We start from the raw sequence: 15459 nt of genomic DNA, 5'->3' as shown, positions 1-15459 counted from the left end.
ATATGCGGGACAAGGATGTCTTTTATCTTGTCCTTGGTCTTGCGTGAATCAACTTACAATTAGTTGTAGGCAAGGCAAACATTTAAACTTGAATTACCCTAAGGCAAGGAATATGAAAGTAGTTAATATATCGGAGCTGAAAATTATTAGCGCTCCGATCAGGGAGAAACTCATTGACTTTGGTATCACCTCTTTGAATGAACTCACCACTTTTCACACCTCCCCCAAAAAGTGTTTCGAGCTTTCCAGTGATAGTGGTATCCCAATTAAAGAGCTACGTTGGATTATCAATATAGCGCTTTTTAGCCAGATTCCGGGGGTTGGTGTTAACCACTCTCTTATGTTAATAAAGATCGGCATAGACAGTGTTGAAAAACTGGCAAGGTGTGAGGCCGACAGAGTGCTCTTTGATATGGCCTTATATAACGAGAGCCAAGCTGTGCTACCCATATTACCGAGCTTGTTGGTTATTAACCGTTGGATTAAAGATGCCAAAGCAATTCTTGAAGAGCAAGAGCTAACGGTCAGTGAATAGCTTCCTTGTAATACTTTTTATTGTGTCTGGTATATAAAACTCTGCACGTTTTTTCCTTTCTTTGCTTTCGCTTTTCTCTTGAAAATTATTGTCAACACTATTGCCCATAATGAGAATATGGATAATAGTGTGAAAATTCTGATACTAACTATTGGGCACCTCTATTACTGGCTCTAGTATTAAAAACAAATACAAGAAGTGAAATAAGTTGGCTACAGTAGCGCTGTAGTTTTGATCTACTGCTATTATATGTAGTGTTATAATAATATAATTGACTGGGGTAAATTATGAGTGACTTCGAAACAGATTCATTGGACTCTAATAAAAGTAATGATGGCATCACCGCAGTTATTGTTGCTGGTGTTTCTGGCTCAGGAAAATCCACTATTGGTCATGCGCTTGCCGAAGCATTGGATTGGGCGTTTTATGATGCGGATGCGTTTCACTCCCCAACGGCAGTGGCAAAAATGAGTGCCGGTGAGCCATTAAACGATGAAGATCGACTTCCTTGGCTGTCTAAACTGAATACCCATTTAAAAGCTAAACCTCACGCAATACTTGCGTGTTCTGCACTGACCGAAAAGTATCGGCAGATTCTCTGTAAAGACCTGGCGTGTGCGTTTGTCTGGTTAAACATTACTCCTGAAGAAGCTGAGCGCCGAGTTGCGGCAAGAGAATCGCATTTTATGCCGGCTTCCTTGGTGCAAAGCCAATTTAGCTTGGCCGAATTGCCTAAAGGTGCCTTAAATGTGGATGCCACGTTACCGGTAGATGACATAGTGACAGAATGTATAAAGGCACTTTCTCTGCCTGTGCCGGCCTAGGGCCTTATGCAGCTATTAGCTTTCTGAGCTTCTTTAACGTGCAACCTTTGGACAGCCTTTGGTTTACCATATACGTATAGCACGCTATAATGTTGAGTTTTTCTTTTATCCTAGATTCCAGAGGTTTTTAGCCCATGTTGAGGATTGCTGAGGAAGCTCTCACATTTGACGATATATTACTTGTCCCAGGATACTCAGAAGTAACTGCTAAAGATGTAAGCTTAAAGACGCAGCTTACTCGCGGTATTTCGCTCTTTGTCCCCGTCGTTTCTGCCGCCATGGATACGGTTACTGAATCGCGCTTAGCTATTGCCCTTGCTCAGGACGGTGGTATAGGCATCATTCATAAAAGTATGAGCATCGAAGCACAAGCCAAGGAAGTGTTAACCGTAAAGAAATTTGAAGCCGGTGTGGTTCGCGATCCCATTACTATCGACTCTAGTGCCACTATTAACGAGTTGATAGCTTTAACTCGGAAAAATAATATTTCCGGTGTTCCTGTCATGAGCGAAGGCAACTTAGTTGGCATAGTGACAGGGCGTGATGTGCGTTTTGAGACTAATCTTGACGCTACTGTTGATAGCATTATGACCCCTCGCGAAAAATTAGTGACAGTAAAAGAGGGGGCAAGTGCAGATGATGTGCGTTCGTTACTGCATAAACACCGTATTGAGAAGGTGTTAGTGGTTAATGATAGTTTTGATCTCTGTGGTTTGATTACAGTAAAAGACATTAATAAAGCTGAAACTTATCCAATGGCCTGTAAAGATGAAGCGGGCCGTCTTCGGGTTGGTGCTTCGGTAGGAACAAGTCCTGATACTGATGAGCGGGTCGCAGCTTTAATTGAGGCAGGTGTTGATGTGCTGGTAGTGGACACAGCCCATGGCCATTCCCGTAATGTTATAGAGCGGGTACGTAAAATTAAGCAAGATTACCCTAATGTGCAGGTCATAGGCGGTAACATTGCCACCGGCGAAGCGGCGAAAGCTCTAGCTGAGGCCGGTGCCGATGCGGTTAAGGTAGGTATTGGTCCTGGTTCAATTTGTACAACCCGTATTGTTACAGGGGTTGGTGTTCCTCAAATTTCAGCCATATCGAATGTTGTAAAAGCCCTAGAGGGCACAGGTATCCCAGTTATTGCCGATGGTGGCATACGTTTCTCAGGTGATATTGCTAAAGCAATCGTGGCAGGTGCCAATTGCATCATGATCGGCTCCATGTTTGCCGGAACAGAAGAAGCGCCAGGTGAAGTAGAGCTTTACCAAGGCCGTACCTACAAGGCCTACCGTGGTATGGGTTCTCTGGGCGCTATGTCGAAAACGCAGGGCTCCTCTGATCGCTACTTCCAAGACTCAAGCCAAGGTATGGAGAAACTTGTACCTGAGGGAATTGAGGGACGTGTGCCATATAAAGGCCCTCTTAGTGCCGTTGTCCATCAGCTTATGGGAGGACTGCGTGCCTCGATGGGCTATACCGGTTCTGCAGACATTGATACCATGAGAACTAAGCCGAAATTTGTAAGGGTGACCGCTGCGGGTATGGGAGAAAGCCACGTGCATGATATTAGTATCACCAAAGAAGCCCCCAACTATCCGGTTTCAGGCCGCTAATATTCTTATTTGCCATCTGATTTACGCTCCGCTTTAGCTCCATGGTTTAACTATGGAGCGAGGTTCTTTTGATTCTTTGACGACTTTTTTGATCGCTAAGGTATACAACACTCTATGATTCACGATATCCACGCACAGCGTATTCTTATTCTAGATTTTGGTTCTCAGTACACACAGTTAATCGCTCGCAGAGTGAGAGAGATTGGTGTCTATTGTGAAATTCGCGCCTTCGACATGAGTGAGCAAGAGATACGCGAGTTTGCACCCAAAGGCATTATATTGGCAGGCAGCCCTGAATCGACCCAAGAGGAAGGATCTCCTCGTGCACCTGCCTGTGTTTTCGAGCTGGATGTACCGGTGCTAGGTATTTGTTACGGCATGCAAACCATGGCAATCCAATTTGGCGGCAAAGTACAGCAATCAAAAGTGCAAGAGTTTGGCTATGCGCAGGTAACCGTCTGTGAAGATAGTCCCCTGCTGCATGATATGAAAGATCATGTAGATGCAGAAGGTAACGCACTGTTGGATGTGTGGATGAGTCATGGTGATAAGGTCACGGAGTTGCCCGCTAATTTTAAGTTACTGGCAGCAACACCTTCATGCCCGATAGCAGGTATGTTTTGGCCCGAAAAGCATTTTTACGGTGTTCAGTTTCACCCTGAAGTCACCCACACATTGCAAGGCAAAAGACTATTTGAGCATTTCGTTTTGCAGCTGTGTAACTGTGATCCACTGTGGACAGCGGCCAATATTGCTGAAGATGCGATCGCACGTGTCAAAGAGCAGGTAGGCACGGATAAGGTACTATTGGGGTTATCAGGTGGTGTCGATTCCTCTGTGGTTGCAGCTTTGCTACACCGTGCTATTGGCGACCAGCTGACCTGTGTGTTTGTGGATAACGGCTTACTGCGTAAAGACGAAGGCGATCAGGTCATGGATATGTTTGCCAAGAACATGGGAGTTAAGGTGATTCGTGCTGATGCTGAAGACCTGTTCCTGGGCAAACTTGTAGGCATTAGTGACCCTGAGCAAAAACGGAAAATTATTGGCAATACTTTTATCGATGTATTTGATGAAGAAGCGGCAAAACTCAAAGATGTTAACTGGCTGGCCCAAGGCACCATATATCCCGATGTGATCGAATCCGCCGCAGCCAAGACCGGTAAGGCTCATGTGATTAAATCCCATCACAATGTGGGTGGCTTACCCGAGGATATGGCTTTTAAATTAGTGGAGCCACTGCGCGAGCTATTTAAAGACGAAGTACGCAAAGTCGGACTTGAGTTAGGCTTGCCGTATGACATGGTATACCGTCATCCTTTTCCAGGCCCCGGACTTGGAGTCCGCATACTGGGAGAAGTGAAAAAGGAATATGCGGATATTTTGCGAGAAGCCGACGCCATCTTTATCGAAGAATTACGCAATGCCGACTGGTACCAAAAAACCAGCCAAGCCTTTGCCGTATTTCTCCCCGTTAAATCCGTAGGGGTAGTGGGCGACGCCCGCCGCTACGAATGGGTAATATCCTTAAGAGCAGTGGAAACCATTGACTTTATGACCGCTCGCTGGGCGCATCTACCTTATGAATTGCTGGAGAAGGTATCCAATCGCATTATCAATGAGATATCCGGCGTTTCTCGCGTCGCCTATGATGTTTCCAGCAAGCCCCCGGCGACGATTGAGTGGGAGTAGTTAGTTATTCTTTAGCTGACGCCAATAAAAAAGCCCGCATATAGCGGGCTTTTTTCTTAAATTATATTGTCTTGATTAGCGAACAACATATTTGCCTTTCAGATGCATAATTGTTTTATGATCTTCAACTTGCTTGAAAAGGGTATTGATCTTTTCATTCATTACTGCCTGCGCTTCGTCAGAAGATGCGTAAGACGAGCCTTTGATTAATGCTGCGAATTCACCGCTTACACTATCGATAGAGGCAAAGATTTTTTGAGTTGTTTTGGTATCGTTAAAGACGCGAGATTTTTTGGTCTTTTTCAAGTAGTCGTCACACTCCTGCAACCAGTCTTTGCGTTGAACAAGGAAGTTGCGCGTGTTCTTTAGTGGGCCTTTATATTTCGTGTTAAAGTGATTGGTTCTATAGCTATCCAAGCTACGCACTGCAGATGTCATGAAATCCACTGCAATACCCTCACAGTACTTCCAAGTTAAATAACTCGGGAAGGTTACATTGTACTTAGCTTGAGCCTTTTCTCTTTGACACTGTTCGTCGCAACCAAAAGCTGCTTGGGCAACTACAGTCATACTGATAACGAAAACAATGAGTATATTTTTCATTTGAGGATATCTCTGTAATCAAATTTTTTTGTTGTATTTAGCTTGAGTTTTTTGGCTAGCTTTATACTTATTTAAAACAAGGCTTGACAGCTTGTCAACTCCACAAAAATAAAAAGTTCCTTATAAGTCAATGTCTTATATACACCTACTTATGCTTCTTACATTCAACATGCTTTTTTGTAATATGTATAATCGACAAAAACGATAAATTTTATGAAAATTTAACACTCAGTTTTATATCTTTTTTTCGCCTTCCCACTTATTTTTTGGAGGAGCAAAAAATGTCGCGAAAATACCCTTTTTTGACATATTACCGTGGAGGCCGCGCCACTATTGGCAGTTATAGCAAGAGGGTGCTGAGAATTGGGAGCATAAGCTTAAGTAACTAAGTAGTATGTGTACTTATTCATAAAACTTATACATAGATATTTCACATAATGTATGTCAGCTTTTCTTACAGAAATATTTATTGCAAAGATTTTTGCAATAAACTAAAAATTTTTTCTGAAAAGTTAATTTTGAGGGCAGCTTGATGTCCATTTTCCGACATTTTGTTCCAGGTCTTCTGGATGATACCTATGAGTTTTTCCTGCGAATGCTTAAGTGCAAATGCTTCGATATAGTGCCTTAAAAATACAAGACAGACAGTATCTTCCAGTGTTTGCGATTCCTGGTCTGTTTTCATTTGTCGCTTCTGTATGAGAAACCTCACTCTATCGATATCATCTTGGTCATAGCCTTGAGCCTGCATAATCTCTCCAGCCCTTTGAGCATGAAATAAGTAGAGCTGGGATCGCCACTTTTTATAGCCTGAGCGACCATCGGGATAATCCGAGCGGGGGGATTGCCAGCGTTCGATATGCTGTGCTCGAGCTGCCAATTGCAGATGCACACTAGGGGCTGATACAAACATCGATAGCTCTTCGCTCATACGCTGGCCATACAGCAATTCCCGGGGTATTTCTTTGCCCTTGTATATCTCCATATTCGGGTCGCAGGCGTTTGCTTTGTCGAAGGCGGCTAAAGTGTTATCCAATAGGTCTTTGTGCATTATCTTAATACTTTGATCATGTTATGAGAAAAATTCCCTTACGATTTGCGTCGCAGGCCCATAATAGGCGTGATTAAAACTTGAGTGCACGTCACTTGGCTTTAGGTTCAACTCTACCGTTGTGGCATCTGTCATTGAGGCCATTTGCACAAAACCTGCTGCTGGATATACCTGTCCAGACGTCCCTATAGCAATAAATAGATCGCACTCAAGCAGACGCTTTTCTATTTCTTCCAAATATAGTGGCATTTCCCCAAACCAGACAATATGGGGCCTTAGTGTACCGCTTCGCTGACAACACTGACATTTGGTATCCGGGTCGATAGGGCTATCTATATTAAATATTTGTTCGGTGTTGACGCATCTGGCCTTTAATAACTCACCATGCATATGCAAAACGTGCTCGCTGCCTCCTTGCTCATGGAGATTATCGACGTTCTGAGTAACTAATGTGAAATTGCCGGTGTAAATATGGCTAAATTCCGCCAACGCAATGTGAGCGTCATTGGGTTTAACCGAAGATATAAGTTGCTGACGACGGAGATTATAAAATTCATTAACTAAGTTAGGATTTTCATCAAAAGCTTCTGGAGTTGCAACCTTTTCAACTTTGTATCCATTCCATAAACCGTCATCATCACGAAAAGTTTTGACACCTGACTCCGCTGAGATGCCCGCGCCAGTTAGTACCACGATTGAGTGATAATCTCTTATATTGATCATGTTTATTTGTTATCGCGTTGATTGTTTTTCTGTTGCTCGAATCTGACAAGGTAACGGTTTGGCCAAAACTTGCCTGTTATCCAAAAAGCCTGTTTTTCAGGATCAAAGGCTATGCCATTAAGAACCGTGTGCTGGGGTACAGTATCATTTTTTTTGGCTAAATCTTTTAACGAGGCAATCCCCAAAACTTCACCATCTTTTGGGGATATTTTGAGGATATTGGAGCTTTGCCAGACATTAGCCCAAATTGCACCATCCACATATTCTAATTCGTTAATATTGGTATATTTACGCCATTTGTTATGAACGCTGATCGTACGTTTGATCTCAAAGCTTTTACTATCTCGAAAAAAAATCTTATCCGAGCCGTTGCTCATAATAAACTCGTCTTTATGATGCGTAAGCCCCCAACCTTCACCTTTGTATGGTCGGTTGCCAAGATATTCCAACGTCTCACTGTTGAAGCTGAGTAGCTGGCCGCTTTGCCATGTTAGAAGATGCAGTTGGTTCTCTTTGATGGTCAAACCTTCGGCAAATATATTGGCCGGTAAATCTACACGCTTTTCAATTGTATTTTTGCGATTGTAGCGTTGTATAAACGATTGACCATACAAGCCGCTAGACTCGAAAAAAACACCGTCGTGCAAATACAGCCCCTGCGTGAATGTCTTGCTATCGTGTGCCTGCTGCTCGATAACGGTTGCAATCAGCTTCATTTCTGCGCAAGCAAAAGCTGCTGTGAAGGCCAAAGGTAAAAGTATAAATGCTGTAAAAATTCTGTTGAATTGCTTCGCCATTTCACTGCTTATTTTGCGTCTTGGAATTGATGTGAGGAAGCAGTATAGGGGGTGTTTACAGGAATTGCATCATTGTGCTTGAACGGGGGTGTCGCTCGTCACACCATTCACTATAAAGGTAAAGTGATATGTTCGTATCTAATTGGGGGAAGGCCAGAACTAATGCTCAATATAAGTGCTGACCCTAGAATTAGCTAGTGAGAGATTATTCAGGCTGATCTTCTTCCACTTGCTGATCTTGATTTTCCTGCTGTTCCTTCTCGGCCTTTTCCCTTTCACGACTTTCAACATACTCCACGGCTTCATTGACGGCTCTTACAACATTATTAACCATCTCATCCAGTTCGTTGGGCGTCATAAAAAACGTCATATCCACATCGTGGCGAACATAGCGGGGAGGTAGTCTATTCAGTGCTACACAGGCTGCATCAGCAAGGAATTCGGAATCTTCTGAGGCTCGCTTAAAGGCTCGCGAGAGCTGCTCAAACACCATTTGCTCGTAATAATTATGCACTGAATCAGTCGCTGATTCTGAAATATAGCGTTGTCTTCCAACACTTAGCAGCATGGTTCGAAACTCTCCGTAAAGTTTTATGGCATATACCAAGTGTAGACTAAGGATGGGAACTTGTTAGGCGAATTAGAGCTGACCTATAACAAATAGCAACTTTTGTTACAGACGCCACAGTTTGTGGCGTCTATGGGCTAAACTTTGTTGCGCATAAGATCCCGAATTAGAAATCGGGCGGGATGGAGATAACGATATAGTTGGCGCTCAATAGGTAAGAAGTCACCGCTAATAAGGCTTGCTAACAATTGTGCGGATAGAGGCGCATAGCACAAGCCTCTCGAACCGTAAGCGAGGTTGCAGAATAGATTTTGATGATAAGCGCCTGGCTCATCAATAACGGCTTTCGCTTTCTTTCTTAACAAAGCAAACGATTGGGTCATATCTTCGAAGCGAGCAACGGGGCCAACGATAGGGAAATAGTCTGGCGTAGTGCAACGAAAGCCTACTTTACCAGACAAAGTATCAGGTTTTACTTGCGCGTCAATTCCATCCAAATCAGGAGAAAGCACCTTAAGCTTGTTAAGATTTTCGGTGTGGTCTGAGTGTCGCAGTCTTTGGTCGTCATCATTGAGGCCGAAGGTGGCACCAAAAGTATAGTGATTATCATGAGCAGGGGCGATATAGCCATCCCCACAAATTACGCTTTTCACCTGTGTTGGCATAAGATCGGTATCGATATGGCTCACCTGTCCACGGATGTGTTTTAGCGGAAGGTGCTGGCTTTGGTGAAATTGCTGTGCGTAGAAGGCATTGGCAATAACGACTGCATCTGCCTGGCATATATGTTGTCCACTTGCATTGCTTACATGCCAGCTTCCATTATGCTCAAGTGTTGTAATATCTTGGTAATATTTCACGGTAATCAGCGGATGTTGGCTGAGTTGCCTGCATAGTTTGACTGGGTTTATCCAGCCTGATGTGGGTAAATATAAAGCGTTATAGTGGCTCTTTAGGCCAGAAACATCTTGGCACTGCTCTCTTGTTAACCACTGCACAAATGCTTTATTACCCTGAAAACGCTTGGCAAATTCAGAGTATAACTGCTGCTGACGATCATTTACTGCCAGATGCAAAACGCCGCACTGATCACCGCAATTGCGGTAAAAATTATGCGTCTGATAAAAATGATCCGCATATATTTGTGCGTTTAAATTAAATGTACTCAGAGGGTCTTGAAAGGGAGATAGCTTGGCATACACAACACCTTGTCGGTTTCCCGATGCCTGTGTTGCCAGTGACGGCTCTTTTTCAATAATGGTAACGGCGATATTTTTTTGTGCCAGTGCAAATGCCGTATGGCAACCTGCTAGTCCACCACCGATAACAATACAGTGTTCGATATTTTTATTGTCTGGTGTACTAATAAGATGCCAGGAATTTTCATTCTGAGAGCGTCGTCTTTGTTTTGTAGATAGTTGTGTGGTTAATAACGATGGTTTTTTCTCAAGTGCTTCATCTTGAGAAGTTATGTCTGAAACAGGAAATGTTTGGTTAGCAGGTAAGTGGCCTATGAGCATTTCTCGCTTGCGACCGAAGCCTTTAATTTTTTTGCATTCAAAGCCGACATTTTGTAGGCCTTTACGTACAGTTCCTGCAACGGTAAAAGTGGCGATGCTGGTATTTTTGCCACTTAGCATTTTTATTTTCTCAAATAATTCATGCGACCACATTTCAGGGTTTTTAGCCGGTGCAAAACCATCGAGAAACCACGCATTTATATAAGGTGCTCTTGTCCCATTCGCACACTTAAAGGCGTTAATAAGGGAGCGAACTTTTTCGCCCGCTTTATCGATTGCTGCAAATTGAGAAAATCCTTCGGCAGCTTCACCAAAGTACAAGGTCAATAAAACCTTCCCTTGATTAAACACTAATTGGTGAATACCGCTAAGAGGTTGTGGCGGATACGCGTTAATCAGTGCATCACTATACTTACTTAGTTGTGGCCATAAAGCTAGGGCTTGTTTTAAGTCTGCGGGAGATAAGGGGTATTTTTCTACTGAGCAAAAATGTAATTGGCAACTTTCTGTTGTTTCCAGATTTTCCCACAATTGCCATGCAGCTAAAAAATTTAAACCGCTACCAAAGCCTGTTTCACCTATATTAAACCCAGAGCCCGGTATGAGTTGTTGCCAGCGTTCAGTTAATTGATTGCCATCGATAAATACATAGCGGCTTTCTTCTAAGCCACTTGCGGTAGAAAAATATATGTCATCAAATTGCTTGGACACAGGCAGGCCATCATCATTCCATGACACGCTGGCAAGTTGTGTTGCCGGGCTATTTTCTGATGAGGTCATAATATGTATTACGAGTGATTTTCGTTTATCGCGAATTCTTGCAATATCTGCTGACACCAGCTATCGATGCGAGTCTGTGTTTGGTCGAATTGGTTTTCGTCATCCAAGGCTAAGCCAAAAAATTGTTTTTGATCATCCGTTAGTGCTTTGGAGCCTTCAAACTGATAGCCCTGATTTGGCCAGCTACCTACAGTGATTGCACCGAGCCCACGAATCTTGTGATAAAGATAACCCATGGCATCCAAAAACCACTCGGGATAGCCTATTTGGTCTCCCAAACCATAGAGTGCGACTTTTTTATTGTTCAAGTCTAACTCATCGATCTCGTCCCAAATTTCTTCCCAGTCTTCTTGTAATTCACCATAGTCCCAAGTGGGGATTCCTAGAATAAGATAGTTGTAAAACTGAGTTTCAATAATTGGTGTGTCTGCAATGTTAAAAACATCTACCCATTGTTCGCCTATAGTATCGCGAATTTTTTCCCCTGCCATCTCGGTATAGCATGTGGAGCTGCCATAAAATAGGCCGATTTTTTTGCGTTCGCTCATCATCTTAAGTTCATCATCTTAAAGTAATGTTGCCCATTCTTTTATCCATGTAGACGCTTCTTGCTGATGGTCTTCAACTAAAATAGCATCCATAATTAGCCTGTCACCCAAGCGAACAGCACCGAGATCTGCTAAGGTCTCATCTAAGTGTATGCCTGCTTGGGCAAAATTTGGATAAGATGAATCTCCCAAGCTAATGATGCCGTATTTCATACCGGCAAGGCTGCGATCAGGACTCAGGAGAAAATGATAGAAGGGTATGATATTTTCCGGTAAATCTCCCATACCTGTACTTGATGTGCATACTAATAAGATTGCGTTTTCATCAAAGTTTTCGACGCTGAATGTTTCGTGAGCAAATACTGTATGCCCTAATTGTTCCAAAATTTTGTGAGCAGACTGAGCCACGCCTTCAGCGGTACCCATGACAGAGCCTGTGACGATGTGTATATTTGCCATATGCTTAATATCGAGTGAGTAGGGCGTGTATAGTAGAGGTTTGCGCCTTGTAGGTAAATATTTTGTTATGTCGTTGAAGCAGGATTTAGATATATCAATAACTGTTAGCGAGCCCGAACCAAAGTTATCATTTAATACGCATTTTTATGATGACTCCTGGAATAACCAGAACCTGTTCTAAGGCCTGGAAAACTTTCAGGAAACAATGAATATGCATGAGGTTTTTTAATAATGACTGATGAAATCGTTCCAGGAAAATACCGTCACTATAAGGGTAATGATTATCAGGTGTATGAAGTGGCAAGGCATTCAGAAACACAAGAACCCTTGGTGGTTTATCGTGCACTATACGGTAACTTCGATTTGTGGGTGCGACCACTGGCGATGTTTAGTGAAAGTGTCGATGTCAACGGTGAGGAAATATTACGCTTTTCTTTGATTGAAAAAGCCGATGTTAAAGATACTGATACTCACTTACCATAAAATAAATCCATTCCTTCACAACAGATAAGCCAAGTATGACCGCGATATGGGCCTGCCCTCTATGTAAAAGTGCATTGACGTTGGTAGACAATAGTTTGACATGCACTAATCACCATATGTTTGATCGCGCCAAGCAAGGATATGTCAATTTATTACCAGCAAATAAGAAACGAAGTCTTGAGCCTGGTGATAATGCAGAAATGATCGATGCACGCAGAAAATTTTTAAATACCGGACACTACGACTTTTTGATGTCGGCGATTTGCCAAAGAGTCTTAAATAAGATGGCGAGGGTAACTGCAGCTCATTCTGCGGCTTCAGACCAGCAGCACAAAGACCGCTCTTTTGTCTGTCTAGATCTGGGGTGTGGTGAGGGCGCTTATTTGGAATATATTACTGGGCAGAGCGCGGCAGGCCGATGTGACTGTTATGGTTTGGACATCTCTAAATTTGCTGTTAAACGAGCGGCTAGTCTTTTTAAGCAAAAAGCACAGGACAAAAACCACAAACAAGAGCATCAGCCTGTGCGCTTTGCCGTGGCCAGTAGTTATCATATCCCAGTACTCGATTCCTCAGTAGATATTGCCATAAGCGTTTTTGCTCCACTCGCTGCAGCTGAGGTGGCCAGGATATTAAAGCCTGGGGGGATTTTACTGCGCATTACGCCCGGTCCGCGCCACCTTTTACAACTGAAACAGGCTATCTATAGCAAAGCCATTACTCATGAGCCTCCTAAAGCCCTTGAAAAAGCCGAAGTGCTTGTGTCTGATCAAATACATCGGCAAGTTGAATTAGAACAGCAGGTGCTTGCTGACTTAATCGCAATGACACCACTTAGTTGGCACGGCAGTAGAGTGGGCAAAGAGGATTTACTGGCTAATACATCATTTACCGTCGACTTCAACTTCATTATTCAGGAAATACGTTTTGACGGATGATCACGACATCCAATGGATGCGACATGCATTAGCGCTCTCTCAACACGCTTTTGATATTGGCGAAGTGCCAGTAGGAGCGGTTGTTGTTGGTGACAATACTCTGCTGGGAGAGGGGTGGAATCAGCCTATCAGTCAGCATGATCCCAGCGGCCATGCCGAAATTGTGGCTTTGCGCCAGGCGGCAAAAAAAATGGCAAATTATCGTCTGCCTGAAACTACTCTGTATGTCACTATCGAGCCTTGCACCATGTGTCTTGGTGCTATCTTCCACAGCCGTATTAAGCGCGTTGTTTTTGGTGCACTGGAACCTAAAGCTGGTGTTTTAGCAAGCCATACACATATTATTAAAAGCGATATTTACAACCATCAATTTGAATGGCGAGGTGGTGTTTGTGCTGATCAATGTAGTGAGATTATTCAGCGCTTTTTTCGTCAACGACGGGCACAAAAAAAGGCTCAAAAGAGCCTTTCTAAGAATTGAACCTAAGCACTGGAAGTTGCGCTGATAAAGTAGCTACAGAGATGATGTGGGGGCATCAATATTTTGCATAACCTCGGTCATCACAGGGCTAAACTGGGCAAAAGTGCGCTTGGTTTTTTCTTCAATACTCAACTGCTGCTGTAGCTTTTCTTTTTCATCCCAAGCGATGATCGTATAGAAGTTGCGAATGTTTTGTACATACTCAACAGCTTCCCAGCCTCTAGCGTAGCCGTGCTTGGTAAACTTGTAGTACTTACGTTTTGCCAATAGTGATAAGTTTTCACGGACATCTGCCCATTTGTCAGGGTTGCCGCCATGGTGTTCCGTTAGTATCCGCGCGTCTTCAAGATGGCCTAAGCCAATATTGTATGCAGCCAAAGTCAACCACGTGCGATCGGGCTCAGTGATACGTTGTGGAATACGGTTGTAAATGCTTTTGAAATATTTCGCGCCGCCGTTGATACTTTGGTCTGGATTAAGCCTATTTTTAACCCCTACATCTTTAGCCGTATCGCGTGTTAGCATCATAAAACCACGCACACCAGTAGGCGATTTCGCCTTAGGGTTCCAGTGTGACTCTTGATAACTCAGAGCAGCCAACAACTGCCAATCTAGGTCATAAGTGTCAGCGGCAACTTTAAGTTTGTCTTGCCATTTGGGTAAACGGGAATCCAGGCGGTGGGCGAATAAAATAGCGCCGCTATAGTCCAATTCACCGAGATGGCCATAATACCTTTCCATAGCATCGTTGATGACGCCAGCAGTTTTTATAGTCTCGAAAAACTGCGTTGCTTGATTATATAGAGAGTCGTCATGCTCTTGTGTAAATGCCCAGGCCACTTGCTCGGGCTGGTTAATCTCAAATGCCACGCGCGCTTTAGGGTATACCGACTCACTCATCTGGTAAGCGTTGGAATCTACAATGGTGAAGTCTGCTTCGCCGTTGTGTACCATTTCCAAAAGATCCAACATTTCCGCTTCATAAAGCTCACGCCATGTCAGAGTAGGGTATTCCCTTTGTAGACCACGTAAATGTTCAGAGTGGGAGCTATTGGCAATGACCACGATGTCCTTACCTAGCATATCCTCGATAGTTTTGGGTTTTTTATCACCAAACCTATAAATCAGCTTTTGTGTGACATCGAGGTAAGGCTCTGAAAATTTGATTTTCTGCTGACGTTTATCAGTGATGGTAAGACCTGCCGCAGCGAAATGCACATCTCTATTCTCCACTGCATCAAGAATTAAACCGAGATCTTCCTCATCGTGGATAACCAGCTTAACGCCGAGGTGTTTTGCGAAACGCTTGGCCAAATAATACTCAAATCCTGTATAGCCATTAGGCCCTTCATAATAAGTGGTGGGGCCATTGCGGGAAATCATATGGATTTCGCCCGCGGCAAGGACATTTTCTAGTACGGTAGGTATGCGGCTAGTGGTCAAAGAACCGGCAATCACGACAAGCACACTCAACATCATTGAGCGCTTAATCATGAGAGCTACTATCCTAGCGGCCTTAATTGCGGTTGCTTTAAACATTGTTACTTTTTTACCCTTGTTCGTTAGTGGTGCGGGATTCTACCTGCTGAAAAAACATTCATCTACCTTATTTAGCATAAAATTTTACCCCAAGTCGGAGGCGATTTCGACCAAAATGCGATGTGTCTCACGTTTTGTGCGGGCTCCAGCGATTTTTTTGGCGTGAAATTTTCATATACTATTTTTTCATAGACAGCGAATTTATCTATTTGCGCCAGAATACGTAGTAGAACTCCTTTAGGTGTTACAAATTGATACTTGTTCCGCAATTTGGCGTATTAGTTTCCGTTTATAACGATTATAGCGAC

Annotated in this window: 16 protein-coding genes; 7 read left to right on the top strand and 9 right to left on the bottom strand. The window is 43.4% G+C overall.

Annotated features, from left to right (window positions below):
- Positions 1-112: 112 nt before the first annotated feature.
- From BVC89_RS20335 to guaA, 4 genes are all read left to right on the top strand, one after another.
- Positions 113-535 carry a DUF4332 domain-containing protein gene (locus tag BVC89_RS20335; RefSeq protein WP_086932958.1) on the top strand — a complete coding sequence of 141 codons (423 nt, stop codon included), beginning with the start codon at positions 113-115 and terminating at the stop codon, positions 533-535.
- 287 nt (positions 536-822) lie between these two features.
- Complete coding sequence (locus BVC89_RS20330) at positions 823-1359, top strand: gluconokinase (protein WP_086932957.1); 537 nt, start codon at positions 823-825, stop codon at positions 1357-1359.
- A gap of 134 nt (positions 1360-1493) precedes the next feature.
- Positions 1494-2969, top strand: coding sequence for an IMP dehydrogenase (gene guaB, locus BVC89_RS20325; RefSeq protein ID WP_086932956.1), 1476 nt, complete (start codon positions 1494-1496; stop codon positions 2967-2969).
- 114 nt (positions 2970-3083) lie between these two features.
- Entirely contained in the window at positions 3084-4661 is a 1578-nt protein-coding gene (gene guaA, locus BVC89_RS20320) for a glutamine-hydrolyzing GMP synthase (protein ID WP_086932955.1), read from the top strand.
- Between the two features lie 75 nt (positions 4662-4736).
- Here guaA and BVC89_RS20315 read toward each other — a convergent pair whose 3' ends face one another.
- The 8 genes from BVC89_RS20315 to BVC89_RS20280 form a co-directional block, all read right to left on the bottom strand.
- Complete coding sequence (locus BVC89_RS20315) at positions 4737-5264, bottom strand: hypothetical protein (protein ID WP_086932954.1); 528 nt, start codon at positions 5262-5264, stop codon at positions 4737-4739.
- A 466-nt stretch (positions 5265-5730) separates the two neighbouring features.
- On the bottom strand, positions 5731-6315 hold the full coding sequence (locus tag BVC89_RS20310; protein WP_342752194.1) for a DUF4202 domain-containing protein: 585 nt from the start codon (positions 6313-6315) through the stop codon (positions 5731-5733).
- 21 nt (positions 6316-6336) lie between these two features.
- Entirely contained in the window at positions 6337-7038 is a 702-nt protein-coding gene (gene cobB, locus BVC89_RS20305) for a Sir2 family NAD+-dependent deacetylase (protein WP_086932952.1), read from the bottom strand.
- 2 nt (positions 7039-7040) lie between these two features.
- Entirely contained in the window at positions 7041-7835 is a 795-nt protein-coding gene (locus tag BVC89_RS20300; RefSeq protein ID WP_086932951.1) for a glutaminyl-peptide cyclotransferase, read from the bottom strand.
- A 205-nt stretch (positions 7836-8040) separates the two neighbouring features.
- The gene (locus tag BVC89_RS20295; RefSeq protein ID WP_086932950.1) at positions 8041-8403 is read right to left on the bottom strand and encodes a late competence development ComFB family protein; all 363 of its coding nucleotides are present in this window, start codon (positions 8401-8403) and stop codon (positions 8041-8043) included.
- Positions 8404-8540: 137 nt separating this feature from the next.
- Positions 8541-10703: an FAD-dependent 5-carboxymethylaminomethyl-2-thiouridine(34) oxidoreductase MnmC1 gene (gene mnmC1 / locus BVC89_RS20290; RefSeq protein WP_086932949.1), complete on the bottom strand. Its 2163-nt coding sequence runs from the start codon at positions 10701-10703 to the stop codon at positions 8541-8543.
- An 8-nt stretch (positions 10704-10711) separates the two neighbouring features.
- On the bottom strand, positions 10712-11251 hold the full coding sequence (gene fldB / locus BVC89_RS20285; protein ID WP_086934692.1) for a flavodoxin FldB: 540 nt from the start codon (positions 11249-11251) through the stop codon (positions 10712-10714).
- Positions 11252-11269: 18 nt separating this feature from the next.
- Positions 11270-11710 (bottom strand): flavodoxin domain-containing protein, encoded by a 441-nt coding sequence (locus BVC89_RS20280; protein WP_086932948.1) that lies wholly within the window; start codon positions 11708-11710, stop codon positions 11270-11272.
- 231 nt (positions 11711-11941) lie between these two features.
- On the opposite strand from BVC89_RS20280, the gene BVC89_RS20275 reads away from it, so the two are divergent.
- The 3 genes from BVC89_RS20275 to tadA are packed head-to-tail and all read left to right on the top strand — an operon-like array spanning position 11942 to position 13612.
- Positions 11942-12193: a DUF1653 domain-containing protein gene (locus tag BVC89_RS20275; RefSeq protein WP_086932947.1), complete on the top strand. Its 252-nt coding sequence runs from the start codon at positions 11942-11944 to the stop codon at positions 12191-12193.
- A 35-nt stretch (positions 12194-12228) separates the two neighbouring features.
- Positions 12229-13131, top strand: a complete 903-nt coding sequence (locus BVC89_RS20270) for a putative RNA methyltransferase (protein WP_086932946.1) — start codon at positions 12229-12231, stop codon at positions 13129-13131.
- Positions 13132-13147: 16 nt separating this feature from the next.
- Complete coding sequence (gene tadA / locus BVC89_RS20265; RefSeq protein WP_086934691.1) at positions 13148-13612, top strand: tRNA adenosine(34) deaminase TadA; 465 nt, start codon at positions 13148-13150, stop codon at positions 13610-13612.
- A 33-nt stretch (positions 13613-13645) separates the two neighbouring features.
- Here tadA and mltF read toward each other — a convergent pair whose 3' ends face one another.
- On the bottom strand, positions 13646-15106 hold the full coding sequence (gene mltF / locus BVC89_RS20260; RefSeq protein WP_086932945.1) for a membrane-bound lytic murein transglycosylase MltF: 1461 nt from the start codon (positions 15104-15106) through the stop codon (positions 13646-13648).
- Between the last annotated feature and the right edge of the window lie 353 nt (positions 15107-15459).

The sequence above is a fragment of the Agarilytica rhodophyticola genome, assembly GCF_002157225.2.
Lineage (GTDB): Bacteria > Pseudomonadota > Gammaproteobacteria > Pseudomonadales > Cellvibrionaceae > Agarilytica > Agarilytica rhodophyticola.
This window is presented reverse-complemented; position numbering and strand designations above follow the sequence as displayed.

Excerpts from the sequence above, each read along its gene's own strand:
- BVC89_RS20335 (WP_086932958.1), top strand. The coding sequence starts at position 113 with ATGAAAGTAGTTAATATATCGGAGCTGAAAATTATTAGCGCTCCGATC.
- BVC89_RS20330 (WP_086932957.1), top strand. The coding sequence starts at position 823 with ATGAGTGACTTCGAAACAGATTCATTGGACTCTAATAAAAGTAATGAT.
- guaB (WP_086932956.1), top strand. The coding sequence starts at position 1,494 with ATGTTGAGGATTGCTGAGGAAGCTCTCACATTTGACGATATATTACTT.
- guaA (WP_086932955.1), top strand. The coding sequence starts at position 3,084 with ATGATTCACGATATCCACGCACAGCGTATTCTTATTCTAGATTTTGGT.
- BVC89_RS20315 (WP_086932954.1), bottom strand. The coding sequence starts at position 5,264 with ATGAAAAATATACTCATTGTTTTCGTTATCAGTATGACTGTAGTTGCC.
- BVC89_RS20310 (WP_342752194.1), bottom strand. The coding sequence starts at position 6,315 with ATGCACAAAGACCTATTGGATAACACTTTAGCCGCCTTCGACAAAGCA.
- cobB (WP_086932952.1), bottom strand. The coding sequence starts at position 7,038 with ATGATCAATATAAGAGATTATCACTCAATCGTGGTACTAACTGGCGCG.
- BVC89_RS20300 (WP_086932951.1), bottom strand. The coding sequence starts at position 7,835 with ATGGCGAAGCAATTCAACAGAATTTTTACAGCATTTATACTTTTACCT.
- BVC89_RS20295 (WP_086932950.1), bottom strand. The coding sequence starts at position 8,403 with ATGCTGCTAAGTGTTGGAAGACAACGCTATATTTCAGAATCAGCGACT.
- mnmC1 (WP_086932949.1), bottom strand. The coding sequence starts at position 10,703 with ATGACCTCATCAGAAAATAGCCCGGCAACACAACTTGCCAGCGTGTCA.
- fldB (WP_086934692.1), bottom strand. The coding sequence starts at position 11,251 with ATGAGCGAACGCAAAAAAATCGGCCTATTTTATGGCAGCTCCACATGC.
- BVC89_RS20280 (WP_086932948.1), bottom strand. The coding sequence starts at position 11,710 with ATGGCAAATATACACATCGTCACAGGCTCTGTCATGGGTACCGCTGAA.
- BVC89_RS20275 (WP_086932947.1), top strand. The coding sequence starts at position 11,942 with ATGACTGATGAAATCGTTCCAGGAAAATACCGTCACTATAAGGGTAAT.
- BVC89_RS20270 (WP_086932946.1), top strand. The coding sequence starts at position 12,229 with ATGACCGCGATATGGGCCTGCCCTCTATGTAAAAGTGCATTGACGTTG.
- tadA (WP_086934691.1), top strand. The coding sequence starts at position 13,148 with ATGCGACATGCATTAGCGCTCTCTCAACACGCTTTTGATATTGGCGAA.
- mltF (WP_086932945.1), bottom strand. The coding sequence starts at position 15,106 with ATGATTAAGCGCTCAATGATGTTGAGTGTGCTTGTCGTGATTGCCGGT.